Here is a 19,258-nt window from a genome sequence, read left to right on the forward strand (position 1 = left end):
GATCGGAGGGCGCTTTTGCTCGGAGGAGACATCATGAACAGACAGGATCAACGCGCAGGCGTATCACGCCGCGACTTCATCAAGCTTGGCGCGGGCGCGGCATTTGCCGTGGCGGGCGGCGGCATGTCCGGCCTCTCGTTCGGTGCGGGGCAGACCACGCTCGCCTGCTCGTTCCGTTCATTGACCAACCCGTATTACACGGCATTCAACAAGGGCGCGCAGAGCTTCGCGAAGAGCGTCGGCCTGCCGTATGTGCCGCTCACGACAGAGGGCAGTTCCGAGAAAGGCATCGCGGATATCCGGGCGTTGTTGCAGAAGACCGGCGGCAATCTCGTGCTCAACGTCGACCCGAACGATTCCGCCGATGCACGCGTGATCGTCGAGGCCTGTTCGAAGGCCGGCGCGTATGTCACGACGATCTGGAACAAGCCGAAGGATTTGCACCCGTGGGATTACAACCCGAACTACGTGGCGCATCTTTCATACGACGGCGTCGCGTACGGCGAGGAAACGGCCACGCAGCTCTTCAAGTCGATGGGTGGCAAGGGCGGCGTGGTCGCGCTCGGCGGTATCTTCAGCAACGTGCCGGCGATCGAGCGCAAGGCCGGGCTCGATGCAGCGTTGAAGAAGTTCCCAGGCATCCAGTTGCTCGATTTCCAGGTCGCCGACTGGAATTCCCAGAAGGCGTTTCCCATCATGCAGGCGTGGATGACGCGCTTCAATTCGAAGATCAAGGGCGTGTGGGCCGCGAACGACGACATGGCGCTCGGCGCGATCGAAGCTTTGCGCGCCGAAGGTCTCGCCGGTCAGATTCCGGTCACTGGCATGGACGGGACCCAGCCGGGGCTCGTCGCGATCAAGAGCGGCGAGCTGGTTGCATCGGTCGATTGGGACCCGTTCTGGCTCGGCGGCATCGGCCTCTCGATGGGGCTCCAGGCGAAGGAGAAGAAGATCGACCTGGCGACGCTGCCCAAGGACCGCCGTGAGTCGTTCTGCACCGCGACGTTCGTCACGAAGACCAACGTTCAGGACGTGATCGCGCGCGCCGCGTCTCCGAAGGCGGAATGGAACAACCTTTATGCCCGCGTTGCGGGGCCAGTGGTGTATCGATGAACAAGCTCACCGCGACTCCTTCCCGGCACGCCGTTCAGGCCGCTCGATCCCCCGCGTCCGTGCACGGCCCCGCAGCCGTGCGGGCACTGCTGCGGCGTTACTCGCCGTTGCTCGTGCTGATGGCGCTGGGCCTGTGCATCGGCGTGCTCAATCATGACTTTTTCGACCCGATGAACCTGTCGCGGATCGCGATTGCCGCCGTGATTCCGTTGACGATCGCGCTGGGCGGCACGTTCGTGATTCAGCTCGGCAGCATCGATCTGTCGGCGGAAGGAATTGTCGCGGTGGCGGCGATCGCCGTGTCGATGCTGGTCGAGAACTCGTACAACGACAACCACTTCGGCCTGTGGGTGCTGGCCATCGGCGTCGCGGCGGGCGTGGTGCTGGGGCTGGCCAACGGCGTGTTGCACGTGTTTCTGCGCATCCCGTCGTTCATCACCACGCTCGCGGTCGGCTTCGTGGCGACCGGGATCGGCACGGCCGTGCTGTCGGGCAACACGATCCGCGTGAGCGACACGGCGTTGCGCGCGATTTCGATCACGCGCTACTTCGGTCTGCCGCTGTCGGTGTGGATCGGCGTGCTGGCGCTCGGGCTCGCGTGGTTCGTGCACCGCCATACGATTCTCGGCCGCCATACGCTCGCGATCGGCGGCGGTGAGGATCTGGCGCGGCTGAGCGGCGTACGGATCTCGCGCGTGCGCATAGCCGTGTTCGCGCTTGCCGGCGCGTTCTACGGCGTGGCCGGCATTCTCGCGGTCGCGCAGTATGGGCAAGGTCACGCAATGATCGCCGACGGCCAACTGTTCGTCGCGATCACCGCGATCGTGGTGGGCGGCACGTCGCTCGCGGGCGGCAACGGTGGTCCGCTCAACACGCTGATCGGCACGCTGGTGGTGGTCGTGCTCGCCAACGGCATGGTGTTGCTCGGCGTGCCGCCGTATGTGCAGCAGGGCATTCAGGGCGTGCTGATCATCGTCGCCGTGACGCTGGCGCTGAATCGCTCGCGCCGCCGTATCGTCAAGTAACGCAACGGAGACATCACGATGCTCACTCTCAGGAACGTCACCAAGCGTTTCCCCGGCGTGCTGGCGCTTAACGACGTGTCTATCGAAATCCGGCCGAACGAGATCGTCGGTCTGATCGGCGAAAACGGCGCGGGCAAATCCACGCTGATGAAACTGCTGACCGGCGGCTACCGCCAGGACTCGGGCGAGATTCTGCGCGACGGCAAACCGCTCGTCATCAAGAATCCGCGCGATGCCACCTCGGAAGGCATTGCGATGGTCTATCAGGAGCAGTCGATCCTGCCGAATCTGACGGTGGCGGAAAATCTGTTTCTCGGCCGGGAAGAGCCGTTTCTCACGCTCGGCCGCGTCAACTGGACAAAGCTCAAGCGTGCCGCGATAGCCGAACTGGCCACCGTGCACCTCGATATCGATCCGCTGACGTTATGCGAAGACTTGACCTTCGGCCAGCGGCAGATGGTCGAACTCGCCAAGGCGCTGTCGCTCGCGAGCCATACCGACGGCATGCCGGTCATCCTGCTCGACGAGCCGACCTCGGTGCTCGAAGCAGCGGAGATCGAGATCCTGTTTCGTCTTGTGCGCGAGTTGAAGGCGCGCGCGTCGTTCGTATTCGTCTCGCACCGGCTCGACGAACTGTTGTCGCTGAGCGACCGCGTCTATGTGATGAAGGACGGCAAGGTGGTCGCCGGCATGGCGTCGGCGGATGCATCGGTCGGACAACTGCACGAACTGATGGTCGGCCGCACGATGGACGGCCAGTACTATCGCGAGAACTTGCAGAAGCCATGCCGCGGCGAAGTCGCGCTGTCGGTGCGCAACGCGTCGCTCGGCCATACGCTGAAGGGCGTGTCGTTCGACGTGCATTGCGGTGAGGTGTTCGGCGTGGCCGGCGTGGTCGGTTCGGGGCGCGAGGAGTTGTGCCGCGTGATTGCCGGGTTGGAATCGCTCGACGCGGGCGAGGTGCTGGTCGGCGAAACGCGCTTGCGTGCGCAGGCCACGCATGCGGTTTCGCTCGGCATCGGCTACGTGCCGCGCGAACGCAAGGTCGAGGGACTCGTCACGCAGATGAGCGTAGCCGAGAATCTGACGCTGCCGCGCCTAGCCGCAGTGAGCCGCAGCGGCGTGGTCAACAAGCGCAGCGAGCGCGCGGTCGCCAATGAATGGATCGAGCGTTTGCACATCAAGACGCCCGGCCCCTCTGCGTCGTGCCGCAATCTGTCGGGCGGCAATCAGCAGAAGGTCGTGCTGGCGAAGTGGCGCTTTGCGGGCAGCCGCATTCTCGTGCTGGATCATCCGACTCGCGGCCTCGACGTGGGTGCGAAAGAAGAGGTCTATCAACTGATTCGCGAACTGACGGCGGAAGGCGTGGCGGTCGTGCTGACGGGCGACACGCTCGAAGAAATTCTTGGCCTGAGTCATCGCGTGATGGTGATGCGCGACGGACGCGCGCAGAAGATTCTCGCGTGCGAAGTCGGCCACAAGCCGTCGCAGATCGACGTCGTCGAACACATGGTGTGAGGGCAACATGGCACAAATGAATGCATCACTGAAAGCACGTCTCGGCGACAACGCGCCGTTCATCGCGCTCATCGCGCTGTATCTGCTGATCGAGATCGCGCAGCCCACGTTCCTCGCGCCGTCGACGCAGCTCGGCCTGCTTGCTGACAGCTCGACGCTGTTCATCATGGCGGCCGGCACGACCTTTGTCGTGCTGCTGGGCAGTATCGATCTGTCGTTGCAGGCGGTGGCTTCGCTTTCCAGTGTGATCGTGGCGATGTTGTTGCCGCGTTACGGTGCGTGGGCCGCGGTGGTGGCGCTAGCGGCGTCGTTCGGGATTGGACTGCTGAGCGGCGTGATTCAAACCGTGCTGCGCATTCCGTCGTTCATCGCGACGCTGGCGGTCGGCGGGATCGCGTCGGCCGCTGCGCTGACACTGTCGGGGACGCGCTCGATCGGCATCAGCGACGAGATGCGCAACGCGTCGCTCGGCTGGACCACGGGCTCTTCGTTCGGCATGCCGCATGAAATCATGCTCGCGCTGGTGGTCTTCCTGCTGTGCGTGTTCCTGCATCGTTCGACGGTGTTCGGGCGGCACGTCGACGCGATCGGCGCGGGTGAACCGGCCGCGATTGCATCGGGCGTGCGTGTGCCGGTGACGCGCTGCCTCGTATTCGCGACGTCGTCGCTGTTTGCCGGGCTCGCGGGCGTCATCATGGCGGGGCGGTTGGGTAGCGGATCGCCGACGCTCGCCGACCAGTTCCTGTTGCCCGCTATTGCCGCGGTGATCGTCGGCGGGACTGCGTTGACGGGCGGCGCGGGCGGCGTCGGCCGGACACTGATTGGCGCGCTGCTGGTGTCGGTCGCGCGGGTCGGTATGACGTTTGTCGGGATCAGTGTGTTTGCGCAGCAGATCGTGTTCGGCGTGATTCTGATCGTCGCGGTGACGGTGGCGTTCGATCGCTCGAAAGTGTTGATCATCAAGTGAGCGCTGAAGGCATTCGATGTGGAAGTCTTTGGACTGTGATGGAGTGGGTTTAGATGAAAGTTCTGGTAGCGGTTAAGCGAGTGGTGGATTACAACGTGAAGGTTCGAGTCAAGTCGGACGGCACGGGCGTCGACATCGCGAACGTGAAAATGTCGATGAATCCGTTCGATGAAATCGCGGTTGAAGAGGCCGTGCGTCTGAAGGAAGCGGGCGTGGCGACGGAAGTGATCGCCGTGTCGGCGGGTGTCACGCAGTCGCAGGAAACGCTGCGTACGGCACTGGCCATCGGTGCCGATCGCGCGATCCTGATCGAGTCTTCGCAAGAACTGCAGCCGCTGGCGGTGGCCAAGCTGCTGAAGGCACTGGTCGACAAGGAACAGCCTTCGCTTGTCATTCTCGGCAAGCAGGCTATCGACGACGATTCGAACCAGACTGGTCAGATGCTCGCTGCGCTGGCTGGTCTGCCGCAAGCGACGTTCGCATCGAAGGTTGTCGTCGCTGACGGCAAGGCAACCGTTTCGCGTGAAGTGGACGGTGGCGCGGAAACGCTGTCTTTAAAGCTGCCCGCCGTCGTCACGACCGACCTGCGCCTGAACGAGCCGCGCTATGTCACGCTGCCGAACATCATGAAGGCGAAGAAGAAGCCGCTGGAAGTCCTCAAGCCTGAAGATCTGGGCGTTGATGTCACGCCGCGCCTGACAACGCTGAAGGTCGTCGAGCCGCCCAAGCGCTCCGCCGGTGTGAAGGTGCCGGATGTGAAGACGCTGGTCGAGAAGCTAAAGACCGAAGCCAAGGTGCTGTGAGGGAGACAGAGCAAATGACGAATCTTGTAATAGCAGAACACGACAACGCGTCGATCAAGGCCGCGACGCTGAACACGGTTGCCGCCGCGCAGAAGATTGGCGGCGATATTCACGTGCTGGTGGCGGGTCACAACGCGCAAGCCGCGGCGGATGCGGCAGCAAAGATTGCAGGCGTTAGCAAAGTGCTGCTGGCCGACGCGCCGCAACTCGAAGCAGGCCTCGCGGAAAACGTCGAAGCAACGGTGCTGAATATCGCGAAGGATTACACGCATATCCTCGCGCCGGCGACGGCTTACGGCAAGAACATCACGCCGCGTATCGCAGCGAAGCTCGACGTTGCGCAGATCAGCGATATCACGGCAGTGGATTCGGCTGATACCTTTGAACGTCCGATCTACGCCGGCAACGCAATCGCAACGGTGCAGTCGGCTGATCCGATCAAGGTCATCACGGTTCGCACGACCGGTTTCGATGCAGTCGCAGCCGAAGGCGGCAGCGCGACGGTCGAGAAAATCGAAGCGGCAGCGGACAGCGGCATCTCGTCATTCGTGAGCCGCGAAGTGACGAAGCTGGACCGTCCGGAACTGACCTCAGCGAAGGTGATCGTCTCGGGTGGCCGCGGTCTCGGCAACGGCGAGAACTACACCAAGGTTCTCGAACCGCTGGCGGACAAACTGAACGCCGCGCTCGGCGCTTCGCGTGCCGCAGTCGACGCAGGCTTCGTACCGAACGACTATCAAGTGGGCCAGACCGGCAAGATCGTCGCACCGCAGCTGTATATCGCAGTCGGCATCTCGGGCGCGATCCAGCATCTGGCCGGCATGAAAGACAGCAAGGTGATCGTCGCGATTAATAAAGACGAAGAAGCGCCGATTTTCAGCGTCGCCGATTACGGCCTCGTCGGCGATCTTTTCGACGCGGTCCCGGACCTGACCACGTCGGTCTAAAGCATTTCACACCCTGAGATCAGGCCGCGCAAAATCTAGATCGTCACCGTCGGCGTCGTCCTGGCTGCGACGCCACATACGCTGGCGTTAAACTATTGGCATGACAAATCAAAGTGGGCGGAACGAACCGCTCAACACCCTGACAGGAGACAAAGATGGATCCGGTGGCAAAGCGTAAATGGCCGCGTTCGGGACTCGAAACGACGCTGATGGGTTTCGGCGCTGCACCGATCGGCAATATCTTCAGGCCGATCAGCGAAGAGGATTCGGCGGCGCTTATCAAAGCCGCGTGGGACGCGGGGGTGCGTTACTTCGACACCGCGCCCATGTACGGCCACGGTTTGAGCGAAGCGCGCTGCGGGCAGGCTCTGCGCTGGTATCCGCGCGACCAGTTCGTGCTGTCGACCAAAGTGGGGCGTTTGCTCAAGCCGCGCAAGCGCGCTGAAATCAACTTCACACCGTGGGTCGACGGGCTGCCGTTCGACATGCGTTTCGACTACAGCTACGACGGCGTGATGCGTTCGATCGAGGACAGCCTGCAGCGCATGGCGCTGGAGCATATCGATATCGCCTTGATTCACGACATCGACCTGTTCACGCATGGCGATGGCCAGCCGCAGGTGTTCGAGGCCGCCATGAACGGCGCGGCTAAGGCGCTGCTCAAGCTGCGCGACGAGGGTGTCGTCAAGGCCGTGGGTGTGGGCGTGAACGAGTGGCAGGTCGCGCATGAAGCGATCCGGCGCAGCGACTTTGACTGCCTGTTGCTGGCCGGCCGCTACACATTGCTGGAGCAGGACGCGCTCGACGGCTTCCTGCCGCTGTGCGAGGAGCGTCAGGTGTCGGTGGTTCTCGGCGGCGGTTACAACAGCGGCATTCTCGCCACGGGCGCCGTGCCCGGCGCAAAATACAACTATGCGCCCGCGCCGGAAGCAATTCTGGAACGTGTGCGCAAGATCGAGCAGGTGTGCCGCGACTTCTCGGTGCCGCTCAAAGCCGCCTCCCTGCAATTCGTGCTCGGTCACCCGGCTATTCCGACGAATATCCCTGGCGTGCGCAGCGTCGCGCAACTTGAAGACAACCTGCAAACTTTCCGGGCCGACATTCCGGCGGAATTCTGGGCCGAATTGAAGCGCCGCGGACTGATTCGCGAGGACTCGCCGACGCCTCGCTAGACAGTCTTTCTCGCCCATCACCGGGCAGCCATGGACGACACGGCAGGCTATCGGCCTGCCGTGTCGCCGGCATTGAAAGCACGCATCGACAACACCGCTACACGCTGCCGTTTTCAACGACGCGGCCTTCCGCACGCCAGCGCAGCATGCCGCCGGGAAGGTTGGCCACCCGTTCGAATCCGGCCTGGCGCAGCATGACCGTGGCTTGTGCCGAGCGTCCGCCGGCCCGGCAAACCGTCACAATCGGACGGTCCTTCGTAAGTTCCGCGGTACGCCCGGCCAGTTCGCCCAATGAAATGAGCCTGGCTGCGGGAATGCGTCCCAACGGTCCGTTGAATTCTTCAGGTTCCCGCACATCGACGATTTCGACCGCGCGCAGATTTTCCTCGAGCCACTGCGCGTTGATTTCCCAAATGCCCGCAAAGCTGCAGGTCAGCGGCGCCCAATCGGGCTCGGTCATCTGCGTGGGGACGCTCGCCGCCAGTCCGCATTTCAGATTCGCGGGCACCGCTACGTCGATCTGCTTCGGATGCGGCAGGTGCAGGTTCGTCATGTATCCGGTGAAATCCTCTTCACACAGCTCACCGCCAAGGCGCGGATTGAAGCGCCGCTCCTCGCCCACGCTCGTCACCGTCAGGCCGCGATAGTCGTGAGCCGGGTAGAGCAGGCACGCGGTGGGCAGCGTGAAAATCTGGCCATGCACGGCGCGAAACATGGTGTGCGCGTCGCCGCGCTGGAAATCCGTGCGGCCCGTGCCTCGGATCAACAGGCAATCGCCGGTGAACGCCATGGTCTCGTTGTCGAGTACGAGCGTGATGCATCCATCGGTATGACCCGGTGTCGCGCGTACCGTCAGATATCTCGTGCCGAACTCGACTTTGTCGCCGTGGCTCAGATAGCGGTCCGCGCCTTCGGCGCCGCTTGCAGCCGATATCGCAATGCGGCTGCCTATGCGGCGATTCAGCATCCATGCACCGGTCACGTGATCGGCATGGACGTGGGTGTCGATCGTATAAAGCAGATGCAAGCCGAGTTCTTCGATCAGGGCGGCGTCCCGGCGCACCTGTTCGAATACCGGATCGATCAGTACCGCCTCTCGCGTCGTGCTATCGGCAAGAAGATAGGTGTAGGTCGACGATTGCTGATCGAATAGCTGCCGGAAGATCAACACGATTTCGCTCCGTGGCCCGCTTCTGCGAGCGCTTGAAGATGGTGGCTCATGCGGTGCCGCCGATTACCCTACAGGCAGTCCAATCGAGCGCTGCCCCGTTCAGAGGTCCGGGCGCACGAATGCACCCGGACTCGCTTCGCGCGCGTTACTTCGGTTGCGCAACGTACCGCAGATAAGGCTTTACGGTTTTGAAACCCTGCGGATATTTTTGCGTTGCGGCATCGTTGGAAACGGATGTCGGAATGATGACGTCTTCACCCGGTTTCCAGTTTACCGGTGTCGCCACCGTGTGTTTCGCGTTGAGTTGCAGCGCATCGAGCAGGCGCAGTACTTCGTCGAAATTGCGGCCCGCGCTCATCGGATAGACAAGCATGGCTTTGACCTTCTTGTCCGGGCCGATGAGAAACACCGAGCGCACCGTTGCGTTGTCGACCGCAGTGCGCGGCCCGCCGCCGCTAGCTTCGGGGTGGATCATGTCATAGAGCTTCGCGACCTTCAGGTCCGAGTCGCCGATTAGCGGGTAATTGATTGCGTGACCCTGAGTCTCGGCGATATCTTTGACCCACTCCGTGTGGTCGCTGACCGGATCGACGCTGAGCCCGATAATTTTCGTGTTGCGCTTGTCGAATTCCGGCTTGAGGCCCGCCAGGTATCCGAGTTCCGTGGTGCAAACGGGAGTGAAGTCCTTCGGATGCGAAAACAGGACTGCCCAATGGTCGCCGATCCATTCGTGAAAATGGATCGTCCCTTCGGTGGTTTCCGCGGTGAAATCGGGAGCGTCTTCTCCTAATCGAATAGACATCTTTAGTCTCCATAGATTGGGTGCACCAAGGTTCGAGTGCCACGGCCGGAGCGAGGTCCGCCGGGCTGCCGGAGTGTTGAGTGGCGATAGGGCTGGCTCCGGCCGGTTGCACCGTACCGCGCCGGAATATCGTCTATCTACGGAGTGCAGCGGAATCTGAGGCTTTCCCGGATAGTCGTGATGCGGGACAGACTTTCGGACGTGCTGCGGGCCGCACCTATAGCGTAGAACAAAAAAGACTTTCGCAGTTGGCAGACTGTAGGGTGATTCCGCCGTCGTGGCAGCGAAGTTGCTTGTACTCCGAAGAAAGGAGCCTTGCGCTTCAATTTGCACCGGTGGGATCTTGTCTGGTCAAAGCCCCAAACACACCGCCCCGGCCGCGACGACCACGCACGCGAGCCAGCGCCTCGCGCTTACCGCTTCCCGCAAGATCACGCGCCCGATCAGCACGGCGAACACCACGCTGGTCTCGCGCAACGCGGATACCGTACCCATCGCGCCCGACTGCATCGCCCAGATCACGATGCCATACGCCGCGATCGACACCATGCCGCCGGCGAGCGACGACGCGACGGCGATGGGCGCCGCCCGTATCGGCGTCCACAACGCCGCGAGCCCGCGCATCGCGACGAACAGCACCGGCATCAGCCAATAGAACAGGAACATCCAGGCGGTGTAAGCGAGCGCCTCGCCGCCGGATAAACGCACGCCGATACCGTCGATCACGGTATAGAGCGCGATCGACGCACCGGTCGCCAGCGCGGCCAGTGCACCCACGCGCGACACGCGCCCGCCTTGCAGCGCGAGCGCGATGATGCCGCCTGAGATCATCGCGATCCCGAGCGCGTGCAAGGGGCCGATCGCCTCATGCGCGAAGAGCGCCGCGCCGAGCGTGACGAGCAGCGGCGACGAGCCGCGCGCGATCGGGTACGCCTGCGCCAGATCGCCGCGGCGATAGGCCCGCACGAGGCTGACGTTGTAGACGATATGCACGAGGCCCGATGCGGCGAGGTACGGCCAGGCCGCGCTGGCGGGCAGAGGCGTGAACAGGATCGCGAGCGTGGCGACCGCCGCGATGGCGATGCTCATCCACGTCATGGACAGGAAGCGGTCGCGGTTGCCGTGCAGCATCGCGTTCCAGCTTGCGTGGAGCAGAGCGGCAACGAGGACGAGACCGCCGGTGTAACTGAGCATGCAGGTTCAAGACCCGAAAAGAGTGCGAGGGAGCCGGAATCAGCGGCGCAGTAAGGAAGATATCTATCTTGTAGGAGGCCGACAAACCAGTTAAATTGAGGCTTCACGTTAGATAAACTATTCTGAATGAAACGGGCCCTGCCACCGCTCAATGCCTTGCGCGCCTTCGAAGCCGCGGGCCGTCTCGGCAGCTTCAAGGAAGCCGCCGCTGAATTACACGTGACTCACGGTGCGGTAAGCCAGCACGTGCGTGCGCTCGAAGAGTGGCTCGGCGCATCGTTGTTCGAACGGCACAACCGGCGCGTCGCGCTGACGACGGCAGCTAAGACTTATCTGGCGGAAATCGGTCCTTTGTTCGAGGAACTCGCACGGGCCACGGCCCGATACGGATTCCCTGACACGCTTTCCCGGACACTATCCGTGAACGCGCCCGCGACCTTCACATTGCGCTGGCTGGTGCCGAGACTGGCGACATTCCGCGCCGCGCATCCCGATGTGAACGTCAATGTGCAGACGTCGAACGAGTCGTTGGAGAGTCTGAAGGAGACCTACGACGTGATCGTCCGGGGCGGTCCGGACACCTTCTATGGCTACTCGATGCGGCCATTCCTGTCCGAGGAGCGAATTCCCGTTTGTAGTCCGGCGCTGTTGCAGCGCCTGCCGCTTCGAACGCCGGACGATATGCGGCAGCACACGTTGCTGCATACGTCGAGTCTGCCGCGGGTTTGGCCGGACTGGCTGGCCAGCGCGGAGATTCCGGCACTCAGGCCAGCCGCCGCGCTGAGCTTCGATCACTTCTTTCTGACGTTGCAAGCGGCCATCGACGGAATAGGCATTGCGATGGGACCGACCGCCCTGGTCGCCGACGATCTCGCGTCCGGCCGGCTTGTCGCGCCGTTCGCCGGTCCTCGTTTGCCGTCGCGGAGCTATTGCACTTACGTTCCGGATGCGAAGTCGGCGGACGAACTGGTCCTGCTGTTCCGCGCATGGCTCGAACGCGAAGCTATGCACTCACAGGCGCAGACGGCCCTTTAGACGCGGGCCATTTCACGCAATCTTTACGGCATTGCCGGCAATCGTTGCGCGTTCTTTATCACGGACTTCGTATAGTGGGTGACTCGCTTCGCGCTGTGAAGAAACGAAGCGATCTACTGGAGTCGATATGGGATTCAAGCAAACGAAGCGTCGCGTGACCGTCGAGCTCGGCGTCTGACTTCCATGACGCCGTCGGGACCTGCGATGATGTTCAGGGGTCTGTGCAAGGTCGTGGCCATTGCCTTCGTCACGAACCAGGCGCTGACGACTATTTTCACGTATTTCGTGCAGCAACTCGATTCCGCGCCGCCGCATCAAGCGGTTTGGATTTTCAGCTGTGTGACGTGCGGGATGGTGACGTTATGGCTGCAGGCCGATGCGCGGCGCGCATTCGGTTTCGCGCGCGAGAAGGGCTTTGTGAAGAAGAGCGGTGAAGACACGCAGGGCGTGCAGATCGCGGACGACTGCCCGAAGCGGTGGCTCGTCGTCCTGCATATCGAATTGAACCCTGCGTCGATACAGGGCTGATCGGGCTAAAGCCTGCGGAGATCGTTTCCTTCGCTAGCCGCGCGCGGAACCGCCGCTTTCATCGAGCCATTGAACGATGTTGCGCACCGTATCGCCGTAGAAGGTGCGATACAACTCCTTCGATACGTAGCCGATATGAGGCGTTGCGAGCACGTTGGGCAATTCGCGCAGAGGGTGCGGGTTGTCGAGCGGTTCGACGTCGTACACATCCAGCGCGGCGCCGGTAATCTGGCCGGTTGTGAGCGCGGTAAGCAGCGCGGCGGAGTCGACGATCGGACCTCTCGACGTATTGATCAGCCGGCTCGTGGGTTTCATCTGTGCGAATTCCGCTGCACCGACCAACCCGGTGGTTCGCTCGCCAAGCCGCACGTGGATCGACAGGAAATCCGCTGTTGAGAACAACTCGTCCTTGCTGACTCGCTGCACGCCTTTTTCGGCGGCGCGTTCCTCGGTAAGGTTCTGGCTCCACGCGACAACGTTCATTCTGAATGCCCGCCCGATGATGCCGACAGCCGAACCGACGCGGCCAAGGCCGAGCAATCCGAGCGTCTTGCCCGCGAGTTCATCGCCAAGCGAAAGTTGCCAGCCTCCTTGCCGCACCGACTGATTCTCGAGCGGAATATTGCGGGCCATCGCGAGAATCAGCGCCCACGTCATCTCGATCGTCGGCGTGGACGAATAGCCGGTGTGACGAATTTCGATGCCGCGTTCGGCCGCCGCATCCTGATCGATCGACGTATTCCCTGCGCCGGTCGAGGCAATCAGCTTCAGATTCGGCAGGCTTTCGATGACCTCGCGGGGCAACGGTGTGCGTTCCCGCATCGCGCAGATGACGTCGAATGGCTGCAGGCGCTGGATGAGGTTCCCGATATCGGCGACGTGATCGTTGAACACTGTCACTTCAGCACGGTTCGTGAGTGGCGACCAGTCAGCCATGCTCAGCGCGACGTTCTGATAGTCGTCGAGGACCGCTACCTTGATGAGGGATTTGTCGTTCATGGTTATTCCTGTGAGGCATGATCGACTGGGGGCGCGTTGGTACGCGCGCCGAAATCATGACCTGGTTGTCCAGCTTGCGGAGTGATTCAGCGAGACGGGCCACAGCCGTTCCCCGAGCCACCTCAGGCGATAAATACGATGTCGTCCGTCGCTATCATAATCGGTCCAGATGCAAATGACGGACAAGTCAGCGCGGGAAACTATTCGCGAACATCGGCAGGCCGCTGTTCTATTCGGCCTCGGTTGTTGCCTAGGACGTCTCCGCTTTTGCGAGGTCGGTCTCCCGAACTTGCCTGGACGCGTCCCTGTCGACCTGGTAGCATGAGGCACTGTGCGCGCAGCGTCTGTCGAATCAGGGAGCGGTCTTATGCGGAAGCGGAAGTTCGCAGGAAAGATGACTGGGGAATCGAGTCTGCCGGAACTTCTGAACCGGCTCGAGGCGGCATTGGTCGCAATGCCCGATCGCACGTCCGTCTGCAAAGCACTGTCGGATCTCAACAAGCGCCTCGGCTCCGTCGGCGAATACGTTCCTGCACGAACCTGCCGACCAGCGGCTTCGCGGCGCCAGCGCCAAACGGCAGTTGAATCTTTACCGCTGTTTTCTTGAACGTCGAAGTTCGACGTGAACACCATGCAGCGGAGTAGAGCCGCTGCTTGGCAGCGACAGCCGAAAAAATGCCAGCATGTGCTACGCAAGCAACGACAAGGCATCAACGAGCGAGAGCACCGTGGTGCGCGAATCGAACGCCGTTGAAAATAGATGATCGTGCACGACCTGATCCGGGTCGTAGCAGCAATCCTTCACAGTGAACAAGCGGAAGTCCGCGTCGCTTGCGTACGCTACCGACGACAGCACGACGCCGGTCGACGCTATGCCCACCATGATTAGCGTATCGATCCCCTGCGCGGAAAGCCGCGCCTGCAGATCGGTGCCAAAGAACACGCTGGCGCGATGCGCGATGATGAGCGGTTCGGTGGCCCGCTGGCCGAGTTCCGGCGCGATCTCGTCGTCGACGAAAAGACCCAGTTGCTTGATTCCCTGCCCGTTTCTGTTTAACGGGCTGACTTCCGGATAGCCTGGACTAAAGTGAATCCTTGCGAAATAAACGCCGACTCCTTTGGCCCGCGCGGCGTCGCACAGCTTGCGCGTGTTGGCGAGCAGAGCAGGTGCGACCGATGGAAATAACCGCATGATGTCCGTCTGATAATGCATGACCACCAGAGCGGTTTGTTCAGGAACGATCGCTGGAATCTGCATGTTCACGTTTTGCGCCGTGGCGGAATAAGGGCGATGCGATAAAGAAAGTTGCTCGACTCTAGCACGACCACCATGACCGATGGTGATCGCGGGGCGCGCAAACTAATGAGTATTTGAGTTCCGACTCAGTTGCTCGATATGTTGGGTGACCACACACAGCAGCTCAGGAAACGTTGCCTATGACCAGACGTCATGGCTCCTCAACTCGACTGTAAAGGCTCTCGTGGTCGAGATCGAGGTCGTTTATTTTCAGCTAGTTGCGGTCGCTCGGAAGATGAGCGAGCAAGCATTGGCACAACCCGTGCATTGAAAACTGTGGGCACAACGACGGACGGTTTAACGCTATCGCCGCGGCATCGGCATGCGTTGCCCGAATGCCGGGAAACTCGTTGTTCGTTTGAGCCACTTTGTTCGCGCGCGGAAAACTCCTGCACGTCGACGCCATCGGCGTTGAGCATCGCGCGCGCCGCAATGGACTTGATGCGGGTGCCGTTGAATGTTCGACAAGCTTATGGGAGTCACCATGTACGTGAGATCTATTGCCGCTGTGTTAGTCGCAAGCATCGCATTGCTAACAGATCCCGCATTCGCGGGTGGTGACGACCAGACGTCCTCCTATCGAAACGACGTCGCTACGTCAGTAGCGCATCGCGGTCAAACCGCTCAGGCGAAGGCGGCGGCAGAAGGCCACGGTGGCGTGGTTGACGTGAACCATAGCGGCGTTGGCGGTAGCGAATCGGGTAAGTCGCAATCCGGTCGGCGTGCCCCGGGCGATAGCATCAATCCGATGTATCACGGTGGTTGATGTGCTTGTTCGCGGAGCGCCGATGTGCAACCGTGGCCACGGAGATCTATCGGAGCCCAGTCCCTGCACTCGATCATCGCGCTGCCGGACAGCACGTCATCCGCTGATGCAGGACGACAACGCTCGCACTCGATCCGCGTGACTCACCGCTCCGCAGTAGAATAACTTCGTCTGGAGCACGCAGAGTATCAAGCGTTATGAAAAACCGTACACGGTTCCTCACGGCGATATTGGCTGTGCTCGTTTTCATCGCGTTGCTCTTTGTCCCATTGCCGCAGCGAATCGCGCTCGACACGCGCATCGTGACGGTCGCGTCGATTCAACGCTCTCCCACTGTCGTATTCGGCTATGTCACGACCCCGGCTCACTGGCCCGCCTGGCATCCGTCATCGCTTGCGGTCAGCGGCTCGGTTGACCATCCCCTCGATCTGGGCGAGCAGGTAACGGAGGAATTCCGAGTAGCGGGAAGGCGCGGCCGCGTCGTGTGGACAGTTGCTGAGCGAGAGCCTCCGGGCAAGTGGTCGATAGAAGGAACGATTGATGGCAGACCGGCCGGCACCGTGACTTATTCGCTGACATTGACCGAGAGCGGAACTCGCTTCGAACGTGAATTCACTTATCGCGCGCCGTCGTTGTGGTTCGCTATATTCAACTGGTTGGTGCTGCGCGCGCGGATTCAATCGGAATCCGATACGGCGGTTTCTCAACTCAAGGGCCTTCTGGAAGCGTCGCCGCAGCAATAGATCGGGGCAGCGTCTTAATGTGCCGATGCAGACCGCGTGCCCGGTGTGCCTCGTCGATACTCGGGTGGCTGCTGTCGGGCGACGCGATGGCTGCAAGTGTCGATAGCCGGCACAAAATCATGCAAGCGCAAATTTGCGCTCGTATACTGGTGCGTCAGTCAGTCAGTCAGTCAGTCAAGGAAACAATATGCGGCGCGTGATCGTACGGCGGTCGTCAGTCCACGGAAAGGGTGTGTTCGCGATGCGGCCGCTCGCGGCGGGCGAGTGCGTGCTTGAATACCGGGGCGAATTGACGAGCTGGCGGGAAGCCGTGCGCCGGCATCGGCGCGAAGGCGTCGCCGGGCACACGTTTCTTTTTGGCCTGTCGGACGGACGCGTGATTGACGGAAGCCGTGGCGGCAATAGTGCGCGATGGCTGAACCACGCATGCGCGCCGAACTGCGAAACCGTCGAGGACGATGGCCGAATCTTCATTCACACGATCCGGCCGATCGAGGCAGGCGAAGAACTGTTTATCGAATACCTGCTGGCGACCGACGATCCCTTGGACGAGGACGTTCGAGCACAATACGCTTGCCGGTGTGCCGTGGTGGGCTGTCGTCGGTCGATGCTGGCAGCCGTCACTTGATTTAACGGGCTGATGAGGTAGCGGACAGTCAGTCCGCTTCCGTTAATCTCAGGCGCCGCATGTCCTGTCCTGCCGGGAAGTTCGCGCAACCGCGCTAGCTCCGCCGGCGCACCAATCCGTAAATGACCAGGAGGATGATCGCGCCGATTATAGAGGCGACCCAGCCCGCAGCCTGGCCTGGTTGGTACCAACCCAGCGCGCGCCCGACATAGCCCGCAATCAGCGAGCCGGCAATGCCGAGGACGATGGTCATAATAAGGCCCATGCGGTCGTCTCCGGGCTTCACCGCCCGCGCGATCAATCCCACGACCAGTCCTACAATCAGTGTGCCAATGAAGGAAAGCATGCCGACCTCGCAAGAGTGTGAGTGCAACGGTTTTTTCTTTTACTGCTGGCTACTGTTTCACTATGACGCTTTCCGAAGCATACGCGTTAGATGCGGCGGTCGGCCGACATATGCTCGTCGGTTCGCGCATCGAGCATCGCTGCAACACGCCGGTCTAACAAAAATTGTCCGACTCGAGGCGACCACATGCAACTGTTTAGTTGCTCCCGTAGGTTCGCTGCCGCCCAGTCGATTGACGAATCCGCCGTCGCCCGGAATGTCGGCCATGCATCGCCAAGGTCGTTCGCCTGCCTTGCCAGCCGCCGCCTACAATCGACAGAATATTCGATCCGCTTGGGAATCCTCATGCCAGACGCCATGACGTCGCCGCCGCCTTCACGCCGCATCAGCCCGCTCTTCGCACTGTTTCCCTTCCTGCGCCCGTATGCCGGCCGCTGGGCGCTCGCGTTCTTCGCGCTGGTGACCTCGGCGAGCGCCACGCTGGTGTTGCCGGTGGCGTTCAAATACCTGATCGATCGTGGTTTTGCCTCGGGCGACCGGGGGCACATCGATCGCTATTTCCTCGCGCTATTTGTCGTGTCGCTGGTGCTGGCCACCGCCACGGCACTGCGCTTCTACCTCGTCTCATGGCTGGGTGAGCGGGTCACGGCCGACTTGCGGCGCGCGGTCTACGATCACGTGCTGAGCATGAGCCCGCAATTCTTCGAGACCACGCAGACGGGCGAGGTACTGTCACGGCTCACCGCCGACACCACTTTGATCCAGACGGTAGTGGGCACCAGCCTGTCGCTGGGATTGCGCAACTTCTTCCTGTTGACTGGCGGCGTGGCGATGCTGGCGGTGACGAGCCCGGTGCTGTCCGGCTACATCATCGCGACGCTGGTCGTGGTGATCGCACCTATTGTGATCTTCGGCCGCCGCGTGCGGCGGCTCTCGCGCGCGAGCCAGGACAAGATCGCGAACACGAGCGCGCTGGCGGGCGAGGTGCTCAATGCCATGCCGACCGTGCAGTCGTATACGCAGGAGCCATTCGAGGCGCGGCGCTATGGCGGCGCGGTGGAGACGGCCTTCGAGACCGCGCTCACGCGCATTCGCGCGCGCGCCTGGTTGACCGCCGTGGTGATCGTGCTGGTGTTCACCGCTATCGTATTCGTGCTGTGGCTCGGCGCGCAGGCGGTCCTGGCCGGTCGGATGACGGCGGGCCAATTGTCCCAGTTCATTCTCTACGCCGTGTTTACGGCCGGCGCCGTGGGCGCGGTTGCAGAGGTATGGGGCGATCTGCAGCGCGCGGCCGGCGCCACCGAACGTTTGCTTCAATTGCTGGCGGCGCGCTCGCCGGTGCTGCAGGCCGAAACCACAGTTGCCCTGCCTGCGCGAGGCGAGGGCATCCGCTTCGACGATGTCAGCTTCTCGTATCCATCGCGCCCAGGCATCGCGGCGCTTTCCTCGCTCTCGCTCGAGGTTCGCCCCGGTGAACATGTGGCACTGGTCGGTCCGTCCGGCGCGGGCAAGACCACGCTGTTCCAGTTGCTGTTGCGCTTTTACGATCCGCAAGCCGGCCGCATTCTGATCAACGGCGTGCCGACGCGCGACGTGCCGCTCGTCGAATTGCGCAGGGAAATCGGCGTGGTGCTGCAAGAATCTGTGATTTTTTCGGGGAGCGTGCTCGACAACATCCGCTACGGCGCGCCGGAAGCCACGCTTGCGCAAGTACAACAGGCCGCCGACATGGCGGCTGCGGCTGGCTTTATCGAAGAACTACCGGAGGGCTACGACACCTTTCTCGGCGAGCGCGGCGTGCGGCTGTCCGGCGGACAGCGCCAGCGCATCGCGATCGCTCGCGCGATCCTGAAGAATCCGCCCATCCTGCTGCTGGACGAAGCGACCAGTGCGCTCGATGCCGCCAGCGAACGGCTAGTGCAAAAGGCGCTGGACAATGCCGCGCAGAACCGCACCACACTGGTCATTGCACACCGCCTCGCGACCGTCCAACAGGCCGACCGGATTATCGTGCTGGAGCAGGGGCGGATCGTCGCGCAGGGGCGTCATGCCGAACTCCTTTTGAGTTCTCCGCTTTATGCTCAGCTTGCGGCTTTGCAGTTCGGCGAGCAGTTGGGGCAGACGGCGCCCGCGCAATGACAGCGGGCGGCTCACGCTTTGCGGCCCGCTTTCTTCTTTTGGTCGTAAAGCAAAGCGCCAGTTTC

Annotated in this window: 19 protein-coding genes; 13 read left to right on the forward strand and 6 right to left on the reverse strand. The window is 62.0% G+C overall.

Translation table 11 applies throughout. The annotated features are described in order from the left end of the window. Positions 1-33 precede the first annotated feature (33 nt). The 7 genes from BPHYT_RS20805 to BPHYT_RS20835 all read left to right on the forward strand — a co-directional run bounded on the left by BPHYT_RS20805 (position 34) and on the right by BPHYT_RS20835 (position 7,545). Positions 34-1,113, forward strand: coding sequence for a sugar ABC transporter substrate-binding protein (locus BPHYT_RS20805; protein ID WP_012426082.1), 1,080 nt, complete (start codon positions 34-36; stop codon positions 1,111-1,113). Next, positions 1,110-2,138, forward strand: a complete 1,029-nt coding sequence (locus BPHYT_RS20810) for an ABC transporter permease (RefSeq protein WP_012426083.1) — start codon at positions 1,110-1,112, stop codon at positions 2,136-2,138. Before BPHYT_RS20805 ends, BPHYT_RS20810 begins: the two co-directional genes overlap by 4 nt. Positions 2,139-2,156: 18 nt before the next feature. Then, complete coding sequence (locus tag BPHYT_RS20815) at positions 2,157-3,656, forward strand: sugar ABC transporter ATP-binding protein (protein ID WP_012426084.1); 1,500 nt, start codon at positions 2,157-2,159, stop codon at positions 3,654-3,656. Between the two features lie 7 nt (positions 3,657-3,663). Further along, entirely contained in the window at positions 3,664-4,623 is a 960-nt protein-coding gene (locus tag BPHYT_RS20820; protein ID WP_012426085.1) for an ABC transporter permease, read from the forward strand. Between the two features lie 53 nt (positions 4,624-4,676). Then, on the forward strand, positions 4,677-5,426 hold the full coding sequence (locus BPHYT_RS20825; RefSeq protein WP_012426086.1) for an electron transfer flavoprotein subunit beta/FixA family protein: 750 nt from the start codon (positions 4,677-4,679) through the stop codon (positions 5,424-5,426). 14 nt (positions 5,427-5,440) lie between these two features. Further along, positions 5,441-6,373 carry an electron transfer flavoprotein subunit alpha/FixB family protein gene (locus tag BPHYT_RS20830; protein ID WP_012426087.1) on the forward strand — a complete coding sequence of 311 codons (933 nt, stop codon included), beginning with the start codon at positions 5,441-5,443 and terminating at the stop codon, positions 6,371-6,373. 155 nt (positions 6,374-6,528) lie between these two features. Then, complete coding sequence (locus BPHYT_RS20835; protein ID WP_012426088.1) at positions 6,529-7,545, forward strand: aldo/keto reductase; 1,017 nt, start codon at positions 6,529-6,531, stop codon at positions 7,543-7,545. 97 nt (positions 7,546-7,642) lie between these two features. Here BPHYT_RS20835 and BPHYT_RS20840 read toward each other — a convergent pair whose 3' ends face one another. The 3 genes from BPHYT_RS20840 to BPHYT_RS20850 all read right to left on the reverse strand — a co-directional run bounded on the left by BPHYT_RS20840 (position 7,643) and on the right by BPHYT_RS20850 (position 10,712). Further along, positions 7,643-8,713 carry a rhodanese-like domain-containing protein gene (locus tag BPHYT_RS20840; RefSeq protein WP_041759464.1) on the reverse strand — a complete coding sequence of 357 codons (1,071 nt, stop codon included), beginning with the start codon at positions 8,711-8,713 and terminating at the stop codon, positions 7,643-7,645. A 148-nt stretch (positions 8,714-8,861) separates the two neighbouring features. Next, positions 8,862-9,518, reverse strand: coding sequence for a peroxiredoxin (locus tag BPHYT_RS20845; protein ID WP_012426090.1), 657 nt, complete (start codon positions 9,516-9,518; stop codon positions 8,862-8,864). Positions 9,519-9,869: 351 nt separating this feature from the next. Beyond that, a complete protein-coding gene (locus BPHYT_RS20850; RefSeq protein ID WP_012426091.1) occupies positions 9,870-10,712 on the reverse strand; it encodes a DMT family transporter in 843 nt (280 codons plus the stop codon). A gap of 126 nt (positions 10,713-10,838) precedes the next feature. On the opposite strand from BPHYT_RS20850, the gene gcvA reads away from it, so the two are divergent. Next, positions 10,839-11,747: a transcriptional regulator GcvA gene (gene gcvA / locus BPHYT_RS20855; protein WP_012426092.1), complete on the forward strand. Its 909-nt coding sequence runs from the start codon at positions 10,839-10,841 to the stop codon at positions 11,745-11,747. A gap of 204 nt (positions 11,748-11,951) precedes the next feature. Next, on the forward strand, positions 11,952-12,275 hold the full coding sequence (locus BPHYT_RS20860; RefSeq protein ID WP_012426093.1) for a hypothetical protein: 324 nt from the start codon (positions 11,952-11,954) through the stop codon (positions 12,273-12,275). A 33-nt stretch (positions 12,276-12,308) separates the two neighbouring features. On the opposite strand, the gene BPHYT_RS20865 is transcribed toward BPHYT_RS20860, so the two are convergent. Continuing rightward, entirely contained in the window at positions 12,309-13,274 is a 966-nt protein-coding gene (locus BPHYT_RS20865; RefSeq protein ID WP_012426094.1) for a D-2-hydroxyacid dehydrogenase family protein, read from the reverse strand. 688 nt (positions 13,275-13,962) lie between these two features. Then, on the reverse strand, positions 13,963-14,532 hold the full coding sequence (locus BPHYT_RS20870) for an isochorismatase family cysteine hydrolase (protein ID WP_012426096.1): 570 nt from the start codon (positions 14,530-14,532) through the stop codon (positions 13,963-13,965). 496 nt (positions 14,533-15,028) lie between these two features. On the opposite strand from BPHYT_RS20870, the gene BPHYT_RS20875 reads away from it, so the two are divergent. The 3 genes from BPHYT_RS20875 (at position 15,029) to BPHYT_RS20885 (ending at position 16,708) form a co-directional block, all read left to right on the forward strand. Next, on the forward strand, positions 15,029-15,337 hold the full coding sequence (locus BPHYT_RS20875) for a hypothetical protein (protein WP_049869205.1): 309 nt from the start codon (positions 15,029-15,031) through the stop codon (positions 15,335-15,337). 197 nt (positions 15,338-15,534) lie between these two features. Next, positions 15,535-16,080 (forward strand): SRPBCC family protein, encoded by a 546-nt coding sequence (locus tag BPHYT_RS20880; RefSeq protein ID WP_012426098.1) that lies wholly within the window; start codon positions 15,535-15,537, stop codon positions 16,078-16,080. Positions 16,081-16,267: 187 nt separating this feature from the next. Continuing rightward, entirely contained in the window at positions 16,268-16,708 is a 441-nt protein-coding gene (locus BPHYT_RS20885; RefSeq protein ID WP_012426099.1) for an SET domain-containing protein, read from the forward strand. 94 nt (positions 16,709-16,802) lie between these two features. On the opposite strand, the gene BPHYT_RS20890 is transcribed toward BPHYT_RS20885, so the two are convergent. Then, positions 16,803-17,054, reverse strand: a complete 252-nt coding sequence (locus tag BPHYT_RS20890) for a GlsB/YeaQ/YmgE family stress response membrane protein (protein ID WP_012426100.1) — start codon at positions 17,052-17,054, stop codon at positions 16,803-16,805. A 345-nt stretch (positions 17,055-17,399) separates the two neighbouring features. Between BPHYT_RS20890 and BPHYT_RS20895 the strand changes: the two genes are divergently transcribed. Continuing rightward, the gene (locus tag BPHYT_RS20895) at positions 17,400-19,193 is read left to right on the forward strand and encodes an ABC transporter transmembrane domain-containing protein (RefSeq protein WP_041759085.1); all 1,794 of its coding nucleotides are present in this window, start codon (positions 17,400-17,402) and stop codon (positions 19,191-19,193) included. Positions 19,194-19,258 lie beyond the last annotated feature (65 nt).

Origin of the sequence: Paraburkholderia phytofirmans PsJN (genome assembly GCF_000020125.1) — a bacterium.
GTDB classification, from domain to species: Bacteria; Pseudomonadota; Gammaproteobacteria; order Burkholderiales; family Burkholderiaceae; genus Paraburkholderia; species Paraburkholderia phytofirmans.

Coding starts and splice junctions, on each gene's coding strand:
- BPHYT_RS20820 (WP_012426085.1), top strand. CDS start 3,664: ATGGCACAAATGAATGCATCACTGAAAGCACGTCTCGGCGACAACGCG.
- BPHYT_RS20850 (WP_012426091.1), bottom strand. CDS start 10,712: ATGCTCAGTTACACCGGCGGTCTCGTCCTCGTTGCCGCTCTGCTCCAC.
- BPHYT_RS20875 (WP_049869205.1), top strand. CDS start 15,029: ATGTTCGACAAGCTTATGGGAGTCACCATGTACGTGAGATCTATTGCC.
- BPHYT_RS20885 (WP_012426099.1), top strand. CDS start 16,268: ATGCGGCGCGTGATCGTACGGCGGTCGTCAGTCCACGGAAAGGGTGTG.
- BPHYT_RS20890 (WP_012426100.1), bottom strand. CDS start 17,054: ATGCTTTCCTTCATTGGCACACTGATTGTAGGACTGGTCGTGGGATTG.
- BPHYT_RS20880 (WP_012426098.1), top strand. CDS start 15,535: ATGAAAAACCGTACACGGTTCCTCACGGCGATATTGGCTGTGCTCGTT.
- BPHYT_RS20810 (WP_012426083.1), top strand. CDS start 1,110: ATGAACAAGCTCACCGCGACTCCTTCCCGGCACGCCGTTCAGGCCGCT.
- BPHYT_RS20815 (WP_012426084.1), top strand. CDS start 2,157: ATGCTCACTCTCAGGAACGTCACCAAGCGTTTCCCCGGCGTGCTGGCG.
- BPHYT_RS20835 (WP_012426088.1), top strand. CDS start 6,529: ATGGATCCGGTGGCAAAGCGTAAATGGCCGCGTTCGGGACTCGAAACG.
- BPHYT_RS20825 (WP_012426086.1), top strand. CDS start 4,677: ATGAAAGTTCTGGTAGCGGTTAAGCGAGTGGTGGATTACAACGTGAAG.
- BPHYT_RS20845 (WP_012426090.1), bottom strand. CDS start 9,518: ATGTCTATTCGATTAGGAGAAGACGCTCCCGATTTCACCGCGGAAACC.
- BPHYT_RS20865 (WP_012426094.1), bottom strand. CDS start 13,274: ATGAACGACAAATCCCTCATCAAGGTAGCGGTCCTCGACGACTATCAG.
- gcvA (WP_012426092.1), top strand. CDS start 10,839: ATGAAACGGGCCCTGCCACCGCTCAATGCCTTGCGCGCCTTCGAAGCC.
- BPHYT_RS20830 (WP_012426087.1), top strand. CDS start 5,441: ATGACGAATCTTGTAATAGCAGAACACGACAACGCGTCGATCAAGGCC.
- BPHYT_RS20870 (WP_012426096.1), bottom strand. CDS start 14,532: ATGCAGATTCCAGCGATCGTTCCTGAACAAACCGCTCTGGTGGTCATG.
- BPHYT_RS20860 (WP_012426093.1), top strand. CDS start 11,952: ATGATGTTCAGGGGTCTGTGCAAGGTCGTGGCCATTGCCTTCGTCACG.
- BPHYT_RS20895 (WP_041759085.1), top strand. CDS start 17,400: ATGCCAGACGCCATGACGTCGCCGCCGCCTTCACGCCGCATCAGCCCG.
- BPHYT_RS20805 (WP_012426082.1), top strand. CDS start 34: ATGAACAGACAGGATCAACGCGCAGGCGTATCACGCCGCGACTTCATC.